Below are 17,418 nucleotides of genomic sequence, written 5' to 3' on the forward strand. Positions count from 1 at the left end.
GATTGACATTTATCAATTTTGGAATTAAATTTGACTAGAAAATATAAAATTTTAAATCTAATTAAGTTTATTTTTTTAAACACTTAAGTCACATTAGAATTAAATTAAATGAACTAAAAAATAAGATACATCAGTTTTAAAAAATCAAAGACTTTTATCATCTGAATATTTTCTTGAAATTTAATGTGATTTATGGATAATAGAAATCAGTAAAAAAAGAATGCGAAATGAATTTTGACCGCCTGAAAGAAAAACTTGAGATCCTTGCCGATGCAGCGAAATATGATGTTTCCTGCTCATCAAGCGGTGGTTCGAGAAAGAATAAAAAAGGTGCTTTGGGAGACAGCTCCGCAAGCGGAATCTGCCATACTTATACGGAAGACGGACGATGTGTTTCTCTTCTCAAAATTCTATTAACCAATCATTGCATTTACGATTGCGCCTACTGTGTTTCCAGAAGTTCAAATGATATTAAAAGAGCTGCTTTTACTGTGGAGGAAGTGGTAGATTTAACGATTAATTTTTACCGCAGAAATTATATTGAAGGGTTGTTCTTAAGCTCAGGAATTTTTAAAAATGCGGATACGACCATGGAACGTCTGGTTCGTGTGGCGAAAAAATTGCGTCTGGAAGAAAATTTCAACGGTTACATTCATTTAAAATCGATTCCGGGAGCAAGTGATGAACTGATGCAGGAAGCCGCTTTGTACGCCGACCGTTTATCCGTCAACCTTGAAATCCCAACCGAAAGCGGACTGAAACTTCTGGCTCCTGAAAAGAACAGACAGGATATGCTTAACCCGATGAAATATATTCAGAACGGAATTGCACAATATAAAGATGAGAAAAAACTGTTCAGGAAAACGCCAAAATTTGCTCCTGCAGGACAATCTACACAAATGATTGTCGGTGCTACGAATGAAAATGATTTACAGATCATTAAAGTTGCCGATCATTTTTATAAAAATTTCAGACTGAAAAGAGTGTATTATTCCGGTTATGTTCCTGTTTTAGAAGATAAAAGATTACCTGCTCTTACGACTGAAGTTCCGATGCTTCGTGAAAACCGTTTGTATCAGTCGGATTGGCTGATGCGTTTTTATGGTTTTAAAGCTGAAGAAATACTGGATCCGAATATGCCGTTTTTAGATCTTGAAGTAGATCCCAAATTAAGCTGGGCTCTGCGACATTTAGATCAGTTTCCTGTTAATCTTCAAACTGCGGATTATCAGATGATTTTGAGAATTCCGGGAATTGGAGTAAAAACAGCACAGAAAATTGTAAGCGCAAGACGATTTCAGGTTCTGAATATGGATCATCTTAAAAAGTTGGGAGCTGCAGTAAACCGCGCCAAATATTTCATTGATTTTAACGCAGGAAACGCCTTTTTAAAATATCTGACAAATCAAAATCTTAAGAAATTGCTGATTGGCGGAAGTTCTTCGAAATTTCATAATCAGTTTTCGCAACAGTTGACGTTGTTTTAAATTCACTCCTTTGATCTTATCTTAAATCGCAGAAAATAATTCCCAATGTCCATATTTGCTAAATTTGGATATTATATATAACTTCGAAGAAAGAATTTATTATGAATGTCAGTTTCACAAAAAAGCAGGAAGAATATATTTCAAAACAAATAGAATCCGGTGATTTTCAGAATGCCAGTGAAGTTGTGCGTGATGCATTGCGGCTTCATGAGGTTTACCGGCACCGTGTAATTCAGGATTTAAAAGCTGAAATAGAAAAAGGCTGGAATGATGTTGAAAGCTCTCGTTCTGTAAAGAATATTATTCAGGCTAAAAAGAACAGAATCAGCAATGTCTGAGAAAACCTATATCTTATCGGAAATTGCTGATAAAGATCTGGAGGATATTTTTGATTATACTTTGAATGAATTTGGATTCAATCAGGCAGAAACATATCTTTTGGAAATTGAAGAAATTTTTCAGAATTTATTTTTAAATCCATATTTAGGCAAAAAGCGAGATGAAATAAAAAAAGGTTTATATAGCTTTCCGAAAGACAATCACGTTATTTTTTACAGGATTTTAGATCATCATATCAGAATTGTGAGAGTTTTGCACGGAAGCAGAGATATTCCGAAATTTTTCCTGTAGCAAAATATTATAAATAATGAAATAACATCAACATAATAACAAAAGATTACAAACTCTAAAACACTAAAACACTCCCTTTCAACTCAGATGACTACCCTACTCTACGACGGCAGTTTCGACGGACTTTTAACCGCTGTATTCGAAGTTTTTGAATATAAATATAAGGACGTGGAAATTGTAAGTAAAGAAAGGTTTCATCAGGAAAATATCTTTGCGGAAATTCATGAAGTCATTACTCAAAATGATAAATCTGAAAGGGTTTTAAACAAATTAGAACAGAATATCGGAAAAGCCGGAATTCACGAGCTTCTGAAAGTTTATTTATCTGAAGATCCGGAACTGGAACAGCTTATTTTGTCTGCCGTAAAACAATCCGTAAAACATTCCGATGAAAATATTCTGAAAAATTATGCAGATAATGACATTCTGAAGATCTCAAAAATCTGTAAATCCGTCAGTCGGGAAAGACACAGAATGACGGCTTTTGTCCGTTTTGAAAAAATGCAGGACGGTGTTTTCTTCGCCAAAATAGATCCTGATTTCAATGTACTCCCTTTAATCCGGAAACATTTCAAAGACCGTTATCAGGATCAGAAATGGATGATTTATGATTTGAGAAGAAATTACGGAATTCTGTACGACTTGGAAACCTGCGATTTTTTCTATCCCGATGAAAAAATAGATCTGAACCGATATCAGCAAAAGTTTCACGATGAAGAAAAAAATTATCAGACGCTTTGGCAAAGATATTTTACAAAAACCAATATTGTGGAGAGAAAAAATATGAAGCTTCATATTCAGCACGTTCCGAGAAGATACTGGAAATATCTTACCGAAAAGCATTAAAATAATTTTCATCTCGATAATTTTCACGTAAAAACATTGATATTTTTTTATAAACCGATAAATTTTATTCAGGTTTCATCATTTATATGTAAAACTCTTCTTAAGTTACTGCGATTATCTGAACTTGTTTTTGTAAATTTGTGTTCGAAATTTTTTACTAGATGAAAGAGAGTGCTGTAAAAAAAATTGCAGTTCTTACTTCGGGAGGAGATTCTCCGGGTATGAATGCAGCATTAAGGGCGGTAGTAAGAACCGCAAATTATTATAAAATAGAATGTTACGGAGTAAGAGAAGGTTATAATGGCTTGATCAACGATGATTTCCTTAAAATGGGGCCTCGTTCCGTAAAAAATATAATCAACCAGGGCGGAACGATTCTGAAATCTGCCAGATCACAGGAATTTAGAACCAAAGAAGGCCGTCAAAAAGCCTACGACAATTGTGTAAAATATGGCATTGACGGTTTGGTTTGTATTGGTGGAGACGGAACTTTCACAGGAGCAAAAATCTTCAACGAGGAATTCGGAATCCGTGTAATTGGTGTTCCGGGAACGATTGATAACGATATTTTCGGGACGGATAATACCATTGGTTATGATACTGCTTTAAATACTGCAATGGAAGCGATTGATAAAATCCGTGATACGGCAACTTCCCACAACAGAGTTTTCTTTGTGGAAGTAATGGGTCGTGATGCAGGTTTTATCGCTCTGAACAGCGGACTGGCAACCGGAGCTCTGGATATTTTGATTCCTGAGAAAAAAGACAGCATCGATGAACTTTTTGCTAATTTCAGAAGTGCGGAAAAAACAGGAAAAGCTTCAAGCATAGTTGTCGTTGCAGAGGGTGAGAAATTGGCCAACGTGTATGAACTTGCAGAAAAAACAAAGAAGGAATTCCCGGACTACGATATTCGTGTCGCAATTTTAGGTCATATGCAAAGAGGCGGTTCTCCAAGCTGTGCAGACAGAGTTTTAGCAAGCAGACTGGGGTTTGGAGCCGTAACAGGATTAATGGAAGGACAAACCAACGTAATGGCAGGAATGCGTTCCAATGATTTGGTATACACTCCGATTGAAGAAGCCATTAAAAAACACAACGAAATCAATAAAGATCTTTTACTGATTTCAGAAATTTTAGCAATCTAATATTTTAATATAATTTAAAACAAACTATTATGTCAACAATTAAAGTAGGTATCAACGGGTTTGGTAGAATTGGACGTCTTGTTTTCAGAGCAATGACTGAAAGAGATAACATCGAAGTAGTAGGAATCAACGACCTTATCGATGCTACATACATGGCTTATATGCTTAAATACGATTCTGTACACGGAATTTTTCCGGGTGAGGTTTCTGTAGAAGGTAATGACCTTGTGGTAAACGGAAAAAGAATCAGAGTAACTGCTGAGAAAGATCCAAGCAATTTGAAATGGAACGAAGTAGGTGCAGATTACGTTGTAGAATCTACAGGTTTATTTTTAGATAAAGACAGTGCTGCAAAACATATTGCTGCAGGTGCAAAAAAAGTAATTCTTTCTGCTCCTTCTAAAGATGATACGCCAATGTTTGTAATGGGTGTAAACCACACAGAACTTACAGATGATATCAAAATCTTATCAAACGCTTCTTGTACAACTAACTGTCTGGCTCCATTAGCAAAAGTGATCCACGATAACTTTGGAATCGTAGAAGGCTTAATGACTACGGTACACGCTACAACGGCTACTCAGAAAACGGTTGACGGTCCTTCAATGAAAGACTGGAGAGGTGGTAGAGCTGCTTTAAACAACATCATCCCTTCTTCTACAGGTGCTGCAAAAGCGGTAGGAAAAGTTATCCCTTCTTTGAACGGAAAATTAACAGGAATGTCTTTCAGAGTACCAACTGTTGACGTTTCTGTAGTTGATCTTACAGTAAGATTAGAAAAAGCGACTTCTTACGATGAAATCTGTGCTGCTATTAAAGCTGCTTCTGAAGGTGAATTGAAAGGTATTCTTGGATATACTGAAGATGCTGTAGTTTCTCAGGATTTCGTAGGAGATAAGAGAACTTCAATCTTTGATAAAGATGCAGGAATTATGCTTTCTCCAAACTTTGTAAAACTTGTTTCCTGGTATGACAACGAAATGGGGTATTCTAACAAGTTAGTAGATATGCTGATCCATGCTGCTTCTTTATCTAACTAATAAAGTATCAGCTTAAAATATGAAAACCTTCCTGATGGGAAGGTTTTTTTGGTTAAATTAACCGCTTAAAATTAGTAAACATGCTGGATGAACTTATTGAAAGATATTCTAAATATTCCGATTCTGAGCTTATGAATGTCTATCTGAATTCAAACGGATATACCGAAGACGCGAAAAAAGCGCTTGAAACAGTGGTAGAAGAAAGAGGCGGATTCAGTGCTCTGAAGGAAAGATATTATAAACTGGTTGAAAAAGAAGAGGAAAAGAGAAGAGTTCATCATGAGGCAAATCAGCTCTATAAAAAAGGAAATACCAAAAACGACATTAATTCAATCATACATTCTGAAATACTGTCCAGAGAAGAAGTTCAGGAGATTACAGACCTTGTGAGCAGCAGAATAGAAGCTGAGAAAAAAGATGTAGAAATAAAGACAAGTACTTATATAGGAAGTATTCTGGGGAGGAATTCTTGGCGGCACTATCGGCGGAATTTTATGGGGCTTACAAATGATATATTCAGGACATATATTTTATCTTTTTGCGGTCGGCTTGGTAATAATATCGTATGGATTTATTAAATTTTTCACCAAGCAAAGTAAAAATAATATTGTTGTTCTTATTCTTACGGTAGCTTCGGTATTTTATGCTCTCATTCTGGGTTTCTATATTTATCAAATGTTCGGCTATCGTGGACCTGACAGTTAAGTTCGACAAATTAATTTTAAACAGTAAGATTATACAATAATGAATCCCCTGCAAAATTGCAGAGGATTCCAGTTTATCATTTTCAAACAGCTAACAGAAAATTCTAAACTATTTCTGACATATTAATGATATTATGTAAATTTTGTTTTTTTAAAGAAAATATGAAAACATTACCCGAAAAAACGGAAAAAAAATTTAGAATGAGTTTTCATGATTATTGGCGTATACAAATTTTCAAATTTTATTGATATAAAAAAATCCCCCTTTTGTGGTATTTTAAAGAAACTTTAACTATTTTAGTTACAAATCTTTTATATGGATAATTCGGAAAAAAAACATCCCTTGGTTGAAGTCTGGAATTCCTATTCAGGCGTAGGAAGACAGGAGAAACACATTTCCAATATCCCTCCGATTGAGCGTATCATTGGTGAAATGTTTGCGATAGGAGAATTTTATTATTACGTATTAAATCTTACCAACAGTGTAATTTCTAACCATCATCCTGATATTTTAAAAATTCATGGGTTACAAGAATATCCGCAGAATCTAAAAGATGTGATTGATCTGGTTCATCCCGATGATATAGAATTCATTACCAAAGCCGAACAGAAAGTCGTGGAAATTTTAATGAAAATCGGTAAAGAGCATCAGCTTTTTCTTAAACCCAGTTACTGTTTCCGAATGAAAACCGCTTCAGGAAATTACGAGCTTTTTCATCATCAGGCGGTTCTTACATGGGAAGATGAGGATAAAAACCTGGTACAGTCAATTAATATTCATACCAATATCCATCATATTACAAAGCAGAATCCGTATACGGTTCTCATGACAGGAATCGGCCATCGGAAAGATTTTATTCAGATTAAAATTGAAAATCCGGTTCTACAATTCGGCTCGGAAATTAATTTAACCAAAAGGGAAACAGAAATTCTTTCACTTATTGCCAAAGGATATTCCGGACCGGAAATTTCAAAAATGCTGATTTTATCAGAACATACAGTCCGTACTCACAGAAAGAATATCTTAGCAAAAACAAACTCCAGAAACAGCAAAGAATTGTTGAAAAAAGCGTTTGAATGGGGATTGATATAAAATGTCAAATGTGAATAGTGAATAGTTAATTGTGAATAATCAGTTTATTAACAAGAGTTTTCCTGATAAATCTCACTCTGCAATTGCGGCGCAAAACTTGTAACTTTAGCCTTCGATGGAGAAAACAATTTTACAGCCACGCTTTAAAGATTCGCAGCATTTTAAGGATTTCTGGACAAAAGGCAACGGAAAGCAGCTTCTTGATTTTTCAGGAGCAGAGGTCAGTTTTAAAGATTTTGAAAAATTTTCATCTTATTTTTATGATGTGGATGAAGTCGGCGATCAGGTTGTAAAAGACGTTTATCTCACTCAAAAATTTCATGAAGCTTCGAGAGAAATTGAAGGCTACATCCGAAATGGTGTTTCTGAGAATGATGATGTTCCGGAAAGTGTGAAACAGCTTTTCCTGCAGACTCAGAAAATTCCTGACTGGCTGGATTATGATCTGATTAAAAGCGGTGCAGAACTCTGCATGAGAAGCAATGTGGATTCTCTGATCTCTCTTCGTGATTACTGCCTGATCGGAGGTTATGATTATGCTTACCTCAACAAACCCCTTATTGCAACGGAAGCCTTAAAAAAAGGCGCTGTAAAAAGACTTTCTGAAACGCTTGATTTTTGGGTAAATGTTACCCGATATGATGCTTTGGAAGTTCATAAAAAAGGATATGAATTTGCCATAAAAACCCGCCTGATCCATTCTTACGCAAGAGTTTCCATTAAGAAATATTATAAAGAATGGGACACGGAAAACTGGGGAGAACCCATTAATTCATGGGATATGATGGCAACGTATATTGGCTTCAGTCTCGTCTTTATGCACAGTCTGCACAAACTGGGAAACACGTTTTCTGAAGAGGAAGAAAAAGGACTTTTCCACCTTTGGAAATATGTAGGTTATCTTCTGGGAATTCCGGAAGATCTTTTACCGAATGATAAAGTACAGGCAACGCAGTATTTCTATTTGTGGACTTCGGTTCAGCCTTCTGCGGATGGAGATTCTGTTTTGCTGGCTCATTCTCTTCTGAACGAATCGCTGGAAAACCCGATCCTGAAATACAATTTCCAGAGAAAGAATCTGCGCTACCTCCACATCTGCTGTACATGGTTTTTGCTGGATGATGAAGTGTGTAAAAGACTGAAAATTCCGGAGGTTTCCAACAGAAAGGCTTTTCCGGTGACGAAAAGAATGATTACCAAAATCGTTGACCGACTCGTAAGCCGTGAAGCCAGAATAAAAAAAGGGAATAAAGATCAGATGAAAGTCTTGAGTGATTATCTCAGCATCACCCAAAATTCTAATTTCCATTAAAAATCTACTGCAAAGACTGCAATTTATTTGATGACTTCTACCCTAGCCGTGATTGCAGCGAAAATCCTTTTTTGAAAAAAAAGATTGCAGCGGAAAGCGCGAAAAAGCTCCTGATAAAGCATAAAACAAAAGTTTTAAAGATTCCGTTTTTATTTTTGAGGTACATCTGAATTTTATGTTTTTTTAACTATAAAAACAACTTTTAGTGGTAGGAAAGATTAGTTTTTGAGCGTAAATTTTTGTATTTTTGATAAATTATTTAAACATCAGATGAGTAATATAGACGATAAGAAAAAAGCACTGGCTTTAGTGCTGGACAAACTAGATAAAACATACGGAAAGGGAACGGTAATGACCTTGGGAGAAAATTCCGTAGACAGTACAATTGAGGTAATTCCTTCAGGATCTTTGGGATTGGACATCGCTCTTGGAGTGGGTGGTTATCCGAGAGGAAGAATCATTGAGATCTACGGTCCGGAATCTTCAGGTAAAACAACTTTAACGCTTCACGCGATTGCAGAAGCTCAGAAAGCAGGAGGTATTGCAGCGTTTATTGATGCAGAGCACGCTTTCGACAGAACTTATGCTGCTAAATTGGGAATCGATCTTGAAAACCTTATTATTTCTCAGCCGGACAACGGAGAACAGGCACTGGAAATTGCTGATAACCTGATTCGTTCGGGAGCGATTGATATCGTGGTAATTGACTCGGTTGCTGCGCTTACGCCAAAAGCAGAGATCGAAGGGGAAATGGGAGATTCTAAAATGGGTCTTCATGCGAGATTAATGTCTCAGGCTTTAAGAAAATTAACGGCAACCATTTCAAGAACAAAATGTACGGTTATTTTCATCAACCAGTTGAGAGAGAAAATCGGGGTTATGTTCGGAAATCCTGAAACTACAACGGGGGGTAACGCTTTGAAATTCTATGCTTCGGTAAGAGTTGACATCAGAAAAGCAAGTGCGCCTATCAAACAGGGTGATGAAGCGATCGGAAGTCGTGTGAAAGTGAAAATTGTTAAGAACAAAGTTGCCCCGCCTTTCAAACAGGCAGAATTCGACATCATGTATGGTGAAGGGGTTTCTAAAACAGGAGAAATTCTGGATCAGGCTGTAGAACAGGGAATTGTAAAGAAAAGTGGTTCTTGGTTCAGCTACGAAGAAACAAAGCTTGGACAAGGTCGTGATGCAGTAAAAGATGTCTTAAAAGACAATCCTGAACTTGCGGAAGAACTGGAAAACAAAATTAAAGAGGAACTTAAGAATAAATAAGTTTTTTTGATAACGCGATAAAATGAATCGGCGGAGCTTTCAGCTCCGCCGATTTGTTGTTTATACACTAAGGCTTTTCATCGGTTAATTCAAATCCCCAGTCTTTTCCCTTTTGGGTTGCAGGAATCCCTTTCGTCATCCAGACCGGTGCTTTCGCATCTTTAAGATAATAATCGAAAAACTGCTGTTCTCGGATCTGAATATCTTTCCGGTTCTGGCGTTTTATCAGATTATGGTCGTCACCATTATAATTTAACAGCCAAGCCGGTTTTCCTAAACGGCGCAATGCGGTAAACATCTCAATTCCCTGATACCACGGAACAGCTCCGTCTCTGTCGTTACTCATAATCACCACCGGAGTTTTCACCTGATCGATGGTAAAAAGCGGTGAATTTTTAATATACAGTTCAGGCGCTTCCCAAAGATTTTTCCCTAACCTGCTTTGCGATTTTTCGTACTGAAACTGTCGGTTCATTCCTGAAGACCATCTTATTCCACCGTATGCAGAAGTCATGTTTACGACAGGAGCACCACTCCATGCTGCCGCGTACATATCGGTATGTGCAATAAGATAGGCAACCTGATAACCGCCCCAGCTTTGTCCCTGAATTCCTATTTTTGAACCATTTACCCATGAATTTTCTTTCAGCTTTTCAACACCGGAATTGATATATTCCATTGCGGATTCCCCCGGAAAGCCATCTACATACGAAATATCGGGTGTGAAAACGAGATATCCGTTGCTTACAAAATAAGAGATATTTAATCTTGAAGGAGTCGGAGACGGTGCTACGTAACGGTTCAGATTATCCGAAAGTTTTTCGTAGAAATAAACAATCATCGGATATTTTTTGTTAGGATCAAAATTTTCAGGTTTGTATAGAACGCCTGTCGATGAATTTCCTTTCGGAGTTTTCCAGTTAACCAATTCACTTGTTCCCCAATTGTAAAGACTTTGCTGAGGATTGGTGTTGCTTAGTTTTTCCTGATTTTTAAAATCGGAAGTGGTGAAAATATTCGGAGAATCGGTGTAGGATTCTTTTACTAAAATATAATCTTCTGCATTTTTTGCTTTCTGAAGACTGCGATATCCCCAAACATTTTCCATCTGAATTTTCACAGGATCAGAACCGACCTGAACGGTTGTTTTAAAAACCCCGTTGGCTTTGGAAACATTATCAAATGCTGACAAATAAATCGATTTTTTTCGGTTTACACTTCTAATGTCTTTGTCTAAATCGTACGTATCAAAAGTAATCTTGTTTTTGCGCCCGAATCCGTTGGTGATGTTTCTGGGCTTTGTAGAGCCGTCCGGAAAAAATTCCCAAAGATCGTATCGGTCTTTGATGATTATGGATTCATCATTATCCGTCCAAGATGCAATTCCGTATGCGCTAGGAAAATCCGGCATGTCGAACTCTTCATCTACAAAAGAAACGGACAAATCTTTATTGAGCGGTACTGTCTGTTTTGTTTTTACATTATAACTCAGCCACTGTCCTTTTTCCCTGTCGAAAATCACGACAAATTTTCCCAATGGAGAAACGGCAACTGAGCCATTCAGGTTTCTTATCATTTCTGTTCTTTCGCCTGTTTTATTGTCGATAATAAAATAAGTCTTCTTTTCAGAACCTTCCCATTGTGACTGAATGCGGTTATTCATACTGGTAATTCCCAATACAAACTCTGCATTTCCTTCATTCACCAGCCGTAAAGTATCGAGATCTTCTCCGTCAATGTTTGTGAAATGTTCCGGTTTGTCGGTCTGCATTACGGCAGCATAAGATTTTTTAAGATCATTTCTCAATTCTTTCAACTGAACCGTTTGCAGATAATCATCCTTATAATTCCAGATATCAACCACAGCATGATCGTTTGCAATCAATGTAGTGTCTTTTGCAACAGGTTTCGGAGCCACCCCGAAATACAACTGTTTTCCGTTTTTACTGAATATCGGTAAACGGTTTTCAGAAACTACCCAGTTTTTCTTCATCTGAGAATGATCGTTGGTAACGGTTTTATTTTTATTTCCTTTAAAATTAAAATAATACAATTGGTAAAGTTTTACGAGATCATTCTGTGCAGAAGAAGTTCCAACAAAAGCTAACTGATTTCCTTCTTCATCAAATGCAAGCTGTGAGAAATCTCCCTCCATTTCTGAGATTTTATTGACGTTTCCGGTTTTAAGATCAACAACCTGAACTGTCTGAAGCGTATATTTTTTCGGTTTGGATTTATCTGTTTCTTTTATAGCCAGAGATTTATCTTCCAATGAATCTTTTTTCTCTTCCTTCCCTTTTTTAGGTTTTTCTTCCGGTTTTTTTGTAACAAAAACAAGCTCTTTTCCGTTTTTACTAAACTGATAGCGAACAACATTGTCATACGTTGTACTTTTTCCGTTCAAAAGATTTCTGACAACCAGCTGTAATGGTTTTGCCTTTGTATCATCATCTTTGTTTTCGTCGTCATCATCTTTATCTGAAGGACTTTCGGAAGATTTATCTTTCATATTTTCTAACAGATAAGCTACGAAAGAACCTCCTTTTTCCGGAATTTTGAATCCTTTTACATTAGGAATTTTCTCTGTCGTTCCTTTCGTGAAATCAAAAACAGCGAGGGTATCTTTGGTCAGTTTGTTCTGTTTTAATTTTTTATCTTTTACCGCTTTTATATCCTTGTAAAAAGGACGGATCTGGAAAACTGCAAATCTGGAATCGCTGGTAAATTCCATTTTTGTGGCTCTCGGAAATTTCTTCGTGCTTTTATTTTTTGCAGAATGTAAGTAAAGATCGGGATTTCCTTCCTGTACATCTACTGAATATCCTACCCATTTTCCGTCATTGGATATTTTTCTGGCTCCGATATTCTGCCAATTATCGTAAACCGAATGATCCAACGGTTTTTTCTGCCCATAGACATACGAAGCCATGAGAAGCAGAACCAAAACTGCACTTTTCAAATTCATTATTAAATATTTTAAGAACTAAAAATAAGGCTTTTTGCGGATAAATCTGCATTATAAAGGTATTTTCAGGATAAACAATTTAACCAAAAATGGAATGTCTTATTTAAAAATTAGATATCTGATTGGAAAAAAAGAAAATATCAGTCTTAAAAAATTGCTGATTTTTATTCTTTTGAAAAATTTTGATCTTCAACAATCCTATTCTGAAAAAATGTCAAAATGTCACTTTCTTGGAAACGGTATTTTTTTTGAGAAAGTATAGAAAATTAAAAACCCAAAATTATTATGACTAAAGGAAATATTAATGTATCTGTGGAAAATATTTTCCCGCTTATTAAAAAATTTCTTTACAGTGACCACGAAATATTCTTAAGAGAGTTAATTTCCAACGCAACGGACGCTACGTTAAAGCTGAAACATTTAACAGGCATCGGGGAAGCAAAAGTGGAATACGGAAATCCGAAGATTGAGGTAAAAGTAGATAAAGAAAACAAAAAACTTCACATCATCGATCAGGGAATCGGGATGACGGGTGAAGAAGTTGAAAAATACATCAATCAGGTTGCTTTTTCGGGTGCTGAAGAATTTCTGGAAAAATACAAAGACACGGCAAAAGATTCAGGAATTATCGGACATTTCGGACTTGGATTTTACTCTGCCTTTATGGTTGCGGAAAAAGTAGAAATCCTTACCAAATCTTATAAAGATGAGCCTGCTGTTCGTTGGATCTGTGACGGAAGTCCTGAATTTACTTTAGAGGAAACTACGGATAAAACAGACAGAGGAACTGAAATTATTCTTCATATTGCAGAAGATTCTACAGAGTTTCTGGAAGAAGGAAAGATCCGTGAACTGCTGTTGAAGTATAACAAATTTATGCCTGTTCCCATTAAATTCGGAACAAAAACACATACGCTTCCATTACCGGAAGATGCTCCTGAAGATGCGGTTGCAGAAACGGAAGAAGTTGACAATATTATCAACAATCCGACTCCGGCATGGACTATCGCGCCGAGCGAACTGACGAATGAAGATTATATGAAGTTCTACCACGAATTGTATCCCATGCAGTTTGAGGAACCTTTGTTTAATATTCACCTGAATGTAGATTATCCGTTCAATTTAACGGGGATTTTATTTTTCCCGAAACTGAACAACAATTTAAATATTGAAAAAGATAAAATTCAGTTGTATCAGAATCAGGTTTTTGTAACCGATGAAGTGAAAGGAATTGTACCTGATTTCTTAATGCTTCTTCGCGGTGTGATCGATTCTCCGGATATTCCATTGAACGTTTCCCGTTCTTATCTTCAGGCAGACGGAGCCGTGAAGAAAATTTCCTCATACATCACAAAAAAAGTTGCCGACAAAATGGCATCTTTAATTAACGAAAACCGTGAAGATTATGAGAAAAAATGGAACGACATTAAAGTAGTGATCGAATACGGAATTGTTACCGAAGAAAAATTTGCAGAAAAAGCTGATAAATTCACTCTTTATCCAACCACTGACGGAAAATATTTCCTTTGGAATGAACTGGAAGAAAAGATTAAACTTACTCAGACCGATAAAGACGGAAAACTGGTCGTTCTTTATGCGTCCAACGCAGATGAACAGCACTCTTACATCCAGTCTGCAAAAGATAAAGGATATGAGGTTCTTCTTTTGGATTCTCCGATTATTCCTCACGTGATTCAAAAACTGGAAACATCGAAAGATAAAATTTCTTTTGCAAGAGTAGATGCAGATCACATCAACAATCTGATTAAAAAAGACGAACCTGTTATTTCAAAATTAACAGAGACTGAAAAGGAATCTTTAAAGAAGAACGTTGAAGAGTCTATCAATGATACCAAATTTACCGTTCAGCTTGAAGATTTAGACAGCAGCGATGCGCCTTTCACAATTACCCAGCCTGAATTTATGAGAAGAATGAAAGATATGCAGGCAACAGGAGGCGGCGGAATGTTCGGAATGGGAGGATTCCCGGAAATGTATAATCTGGTGGTAAATTCCAACAGCGAACTTGCGGGTCAGATTTTAAAAACGGAAAATATAGAAGCGAAATCAGATTTGATTAAATACGCTTTGGATCTTGCTAAACTTTCGCAGAATCTATTGAAAGGAAAAGAGCTTACGGACTTCATCCAGAGAAGTTATAAGCAACTGGAAAAGTAAATTGACTATTTTTATATTGAATCCGGCGGAGCAAAGCTCCGCCGGATTTTTTGTTTGGGTTTCGGCGGCTTCGCCGCCGAAACCCAAACCTCTTTATTTATTCAGTATCTTATCAATAGCCGAAACAATTTTTCCAGCCTGAGTATTCATTGCTTCCAGATGTTTGCCAGAATATTCCAAAAACTCTTTCGGCAAAGAAGCTTTGGCATAATTCTCAGATCCTTCTTCGTAAGGAACATCCTTATCATCTTTACTGTGGATAAAAAGTTTAGGAAGACCTTCCGTATCCTGTAAATCCTCTTTAGCAGAATAAGGAGAAATAACATATCGGGAAATGACTTCCTTGAGTTCAGGTTTGTAATACATCGCAATATCAGTGAAAGAAGAAATACTTCCGTCCATTACCAGTCCTGCAATTTTGGTTTTATTATTTTTCGCTAAATGAGCCGCAATCTGCGATCCCATGGAAGCTCCGTACAGAATAATTTTGATATCGGCAATTTCAGGTCTTTGCATCATTTTATCAAAGAAAATCTGTCCGTCTGATGCGATGTTAAGGTGAGTCGGTTTACCTGTTGATTTTCCATAACCGCGAAAATCGACCATTACTACCTGAAAATTATTTTCAACCAAAGGTTTCGTCATGAAAAGATAAGAAGTTACATTTCCTCCTGCACCGTGAAAAAACAGAACCGTTCCTTTGGCTTTTCCCGATTTTGGCTTTAAAATAATTCCTGTAATGGTATCTTTTTCCACTGGAATGGAAAAATCTTCGTAAACCAGATTTTCTACAGGACGAAGTGTCTTGCCCGGCTTGTAGAAATTATCATCCATCTGTGCTTTAAAAAAGCAGACTGTCATTAAAAAAAGTGCGGAGAATAGAAGTTTTGTTTTCATAGCGTATTATTTATGAAGCAAAACTAGCCTTTACAAAAGTCTTTCGCCAAAAAAACAGACTCAGCCGTAATTTTTCTCTTCTGAATGGTAAATATTCTTTTCTTACAGTTCTTCCAGCGGATTCCAGAACAGGTTTTTGAAATTTTTAATCCTGAAATTTTCAACAGTAATTCCTTCCGCTTCCAGTTTTTCCTGAAATTCCGGAACCGATAAAGTTCCTGAACTTGAAATTACACGATGGGCTGGAACGTCTTTCGGACAGCCTCCCATTGCTTTTCCAACGTGGCGGGAATGATTGGGATAACCCACTGCTTTGGCAATTGCTCCGTAACTCGTTACTCTGCCTTTCGGAACTAACTTAGTGATTTCCCAAACCTGCTTTTTAAATATTTCGTCCATTTTTGTTTTGCATTATTTTTGAATTGACCATTGAAATTCAATCTGTAAAATATAAAGTTATGAAAAAATCGTTTTTCCGCTTTTTGAATAAAATAAATAAGGCAATTTTACCCAAATTAAGTGATAAAGATCCAAGCAAACTGACAAAAATTCAGAAAGGAATTCTTGCCTACCGTTATTTTGTCCTGATAAATTCGATGGATTAGACTGAGAAAAGTTTATTTAATTTTAGCAATTAATTTTCTGCATTTTTCATACAGAGGTTTTTCAATGAGCAGATAAATAATGATCGAACAAATCCACAACAGAACAAAATTTTTATCGGGAAGATAAACGAAAGACTTAAGTTTCATATTGAAATAACTCAGATGGATCAGGTAAAACACAAATGAGGCATTTCCCAAAAGAATCAATAGTTTTGAAGAAAGAAACTTTGAAATCCATGTTTTTTCAGACATCAGTCCCCAAAAGAAAGTGATAATCGCGACCGGAAGCAAAAATTCGTGAATCAGTCTTCCTTCCCATCGCTCTACTCCATGAACAAAGTTATTTCGGGCAAAAAATGCAATGGCAATGGTCAAGAGAATAATTGAAATACCGCCCAACAAAGTAGACCGTTTTAATTTTTTTAAAAACTGAATACCTTTCTCTTTCTTCATTACATAAGCAAGCAACATTCCGAAGAAAAACTCAGAGCTTCTTCCGAAAAACGTGCTTCCTGTCATGAATTTCAGAGGATATAAAAAGCCTTTTGGATTTCCGTTATATTCATGTAGACCATAACCGATTCCCCAACCTACAAGAAAAAATCCGGCTAAAAAAAGAATACAGTAGCTCCAGTTTTTTTTAAGCAAAAGAAATAAAAACGGAGCGAAAAGATAAAAGAAAAATTCTACCGTAAGCGACCAAGCCTGAACGATTCCTGAGACAGAGTACTTTTCAAATAAAGAGTAAAAAAGTGAATACTGTAAGAAATATGTATCTACATCTTTGGAATATTTTACATCCAGAAAAAAAGCGCTCAGCAAAATCCAGTACAGCGGAAAAATTCTGGCGATCCGCAGTAAAATGTATTTTAAATAAGATTTTTTGGACTCCAGAGGTTTTTCTTCGTAACGGTAAGCGAGTAAAAATCCGCTCAGGACAAAGAAAACCGTTACTCCGATATGCCATTCGCTGATGAAACGCATGATTTCAAAGGGAAGATCATTACGCCAGTATTTACGGTTATGATATACAAATACCATAATCGCAGCAACAGCACGCATTCCTGTAAGAGCATCGAATTTATTTTTCTGAAAAGCTTCCAAGTTTTATAACAGTAAAAGTTATTTAGTTTTTAAACCACAAAAGAAACAAAGAATTTTGAATGTAAAGAGTATTTCAAAAGGTTACAAAACATGAAAAAATTAACAAAGTCACATTTTGCAAACTTTTGAATTTCTAT

Annotated in this window: 15 protein-coding genes; 11 read left to right on the forward strand and 4 right to left on the reverse strand. The window is 36.3% G+C overall.

Annotation, left to right across the window (positions count from 1 at the left end):
- Positions 1–227: 227 nt before the first annotated feature.
- The 10 genes from KKI44_RS09970 (at position 228) to recA (ending at position 9,532) form a co-directional block, all read left to right on the forward strand.
- The gene (locus KKI44_RS09970; protein WP_214590862.1) at positions 228–1,487 is read left to right on the forward strand and encodes a putative DNA modification/repair radical SAM protein; all 1,260 of its coding nucleotides are present in this window, start codon (positions 228–230) and stop codon (positions 1,485–1,487) included.
- 101 nt (positions 1,488–1,588) lie between these two features.
- Positions 1,589–1,825 (forward strand): type II toxin-antitoxin system ParD family antitoxin, encoded by a 237-nt coding sequence (locus KKI44_RS09975; RefSeq protein WP_214590863.1) that lies wholly within the window; start codon positions 1,589–1,591, stop codon positions 1,823–1,825.
- On the forward strand, positions 1,818–2,117 hold the full coding sequence (locus KKI44_RS09980) for a type II toxin-antitoxin system RelE/ParE family toxin (RefSeq protein ID WP_214590864.1): 300 nt from the start codon (positions 1,818–1,820) through the stop codon (positions 2,115–2,117). The genes KKI44_RS09975 and KKI44_RS09980 overlap by 8 nt, the downstream gene beginning before the upstream one ends.
- Positions 2,118–2,204: 87 nt before the next feature.
- Complete coding sequence (locus tag KKI44_RS09985; RefSeq protein WP_214590865.1) at positions 2,205–2,963, forward strand: TIGR03915 family putative DNA repair protein; 759 nt, start codon at positions 2,205–2,207, stop codon at positions 2,961–2,963.
- Positions 2,964–3,124: 161 nt separating this feature from the next.
- The gene (pfkA, locus tag KKI44_RS09990; RefSeq protein WP_076390826.1) at positions 3,125–4,111 is read left to right on the forward strand and encodes a 6-phosphofructokinase; all 987 of its coding nucleotides are present in this window, start codon (positions 3,125–3,127) and stop codon (positions 4,109–4,111) included.
- A gap of 29 nt (positions 4,112–4,140) precedes the next feature.
- A complete protein-coding gene (gene gap, locus KKI44_RS09995; protein ID WP_108411166.1) occupies positions 4,141–5,151 on the forward strand; it encodes a type I glyceraldehyde-3-phosphate dehydrogenase in 1,011 nt (336 codons plus the stop codon).
- An 80-nt stretch (positions 5,152–5,231) separates the two neighbouring features.
- Positions 5,232–5,729 (forward strand): hypothetical protein, encoded by a 498-nt coding sequence (locus tag KKI44_RS10000; protein WP_214590866.1) that lies wholly within the window; start codon positions 5,232–5,234, stop codon positions 5,727–5,729.
- 442 nt (positions 5,730–6,171) lie between these two features.
- Positions 6,172–6,948, forward strand: a complete 777-nt coding sequence (locus KKI44_RS10005; RefSeq protein WP_214590867.1) for a response regulator transcription factor — start codon at positions 6,172–6,174, stop codon at positions 6,946–6,948.
- A 115-nt stretch (positions 6,949–7,063) separates the two neighbouring features.
- A complete protein-coding gene (locus KKI44_RS10010; RefSeq protein WP_214590868.1) occupies positions 7,064–8,260 on the forward strand; it encodes an oxygenase MpaB family protein in 1,197 nt (398 codons plus the stop codon).
- 270 nt (positions 8,261–8,530) lie between these two features.
- Positions 8,531–9,532: a recombinase RecA gene (gene recA / locus KKI44_RS10015; RefSeq protein WP_087712199.1), complete on the forward strand. Its 1,002-nt coding sequence runs from the start codon at positions 8,531–8,533 to the stop codon at positions 9,530–9,532.
- Positions 9,533–9,599: 67 nt separating this feature from the next.
- Here the strand turns inward: recA and KKI44_RS10020 are convergent, their stop codons facing one another.
- Positions 9,600–12,497 carry a prolyl oligopeptidase family serine peptidase gene (locus KKI44_RS10020; protein ID WP_214590869.1) on the reverse strand — a complete coding sequence of 966 codons (2,898 nt, stop codon included), beginning with the start codon at positions 12,495–12,497 and terminating at the stop codon, positions 9,600–9,602.
- A gap of 285 nt (positions 12,498–12,782) precedes the next feature.
- Between KKI44_RS10020 and htpG the strand changes: the two genes are divergently transcribed.
- Positions 12,783–14,675, forward strand: coding sequence for a molecular chaperone HtpG (gene htpG / locus KKI44_RS10025; protein WP_214590870.1), 1,893 nt, complete (start codon positions 12,783–12,785; stop codon positions 14,673–14,675).
- A 93-nt stretch (positions 14,676–14,768) separates the two neighbouring features.
- Here the strand turns inward: htpG and KKI44_RS10030 are convergent, their stop codons facing one another.
- From KKI44_RS10030 to KKI44_RS10040, 3 genes are all read right to left on the reverse strand, one after another.
- Complete coding sequence (locus KKI44_RS10030) at positions 14,769–15,572, reverse strand: alpha/beta hydrolase (protein WP_214590871.1); 804 nt, start codon at positions 15,570–15,572, stop codon at positions 14,769–14,771.
- 102 nt (positions 15,573–15,674) lie between these two features.
- Positions 15,675–15,971 carry an MGMT family protein gene (locus tag KKI44_RS10035; RefSeq protein ID WP_214590872.1) on the reverse strand — a complete coding sequence of 99 codons (297 nt, stop codon included), beginning with the start codon at positions 15,969–15,971 and terminating at the stop codon, positions 15,675–15,677.
- A 218-nt stretch (positions 15,972–16,189) separates the two neighbouring features.
- Complete coding sequence (locus KKI44_RS10040) at positions 16,190–17,281, reverse strand: acyltransferase family protein (protein WP_250902191.1); 1,092 nt, start codon at positions 17,279–17,281, stop codon at positions 16,190–16,192.
- Positions 17,282–17,418: the final 137 nt, after the last annotated feature.

It is taken from the genome of Chryseobacterium sp. ZHDP1, from assembly GCF_018603435.1.
Classification (GTDB): Bacteria; Bacteroidota; Bacteroidia; order Flavobacteriales; family Weeksellaceae; genus Chryseobacterium; species Chryseobacterium indicum.

What these genes read in the sequence shown, in the direction of transcription:
- KKI44_RS09970 (WP_214590862.1), top strand. Translation starts at nt 228, where the DNA reads ATGAATTTTGACCGCCTGAAAGAAAAACTTGAGATCCTTGCCGATGCA.
- KKI44_RS09975 (WP_214590863.1), top strand. Translation starts at nt 1,589, where the DNA reads ATGAATGTCAGTTTCACAAAAAAGCAGGAAGAATATATTTCAAAACAA.
- KKI44_RS09980 (WP_214590864.1), top strand. Translation starts at nt 1,818, where the DNA reads ATGTCTGAGAAAACCTATATCTTATCGGAAATTGCTGATAAAGATCTG.
- KKI44_RS09985 (WP_214590865.1), top strand. Translation starts at nt 2,205, where the DNA reads ATGACTACCCTACTCTACGACGGCAGTTTCGACGGACTTTTAACCGCT.
- pfkA (WP_076390826.1), top strand. Translation starts at nt 3,125, where the DNA reads ATGAAAGAGAGTGCTGTAAAAAAAATTGCAGTTCTTACTTCGGGAGGA.
- gap (WP_108411166.1), top strand. Translation starts at nt 4,141, where the DNA reads ATGTCAACAATTAAAGTAGGTATCAACGGGTTTGGTAGAATTGGACGT.
- KKI44_RS10000 (WP_214590866.1), top strand. Translation starts at nt 5,232, where the DNA reads ATGCTGGATGAACTTATTGAAAGATATTCTAAATATTCCGATTCTGAG.
- KKI44_RS10005 (WP_214590867.1), top strand. Translation starts at nt 6,172, where the DNA reads ATGGATAATTCGGAAAAAAAACATCCCTTGGTTGAAGTCTGGAATTCC.
- KKI44_RS10010 (WP_214590868.1), top strand. Translation starts at nt 7,064, where the DNA reads ATGGAGAAAACAATTTTACAGCCACGCTTTAAAGATTCGCAGCATTTT.
- recA (WP_087712199.1), top strand. Translation starts at nt 8,531, where the DNA reads ATGAGTAATATAGACGATAAGAAAAAAGCACTGGCTTTAGTGCTGGAC.
- KKI44_RS10020 (WP_214590869.1), bottom strand. Translation starts at nt 12,497, where the DNA reads ATGAATTTGAAAAGTGCAGTTTTGGTTCTGCTTCTCATGGCTTCGTAT.
- htpG (WP_214590870.1), top strand. Translation starts at nt 12,783, where the DNA reads ATGACTAAAGGAAATATTAATGTATCTGTGGAAAATATTTTCCCGCTT.
- KKI44_RS10030 (WP_214590871.1), bottom strand. Translation starts at nt 15,572, where the DNA reads ATGAAAACAAAACTTCTATTCTCCGCACTTTTTTTAATGACAGTCTGC.
- KKI44_RS10035 (WP_214590872.1), bottom strand. Translation starts at nt 15,971, where the DNA reads ATGGACGAAATATTTAAAAAGCAGGTTTGGGAAATCACTAAGTTAGTT.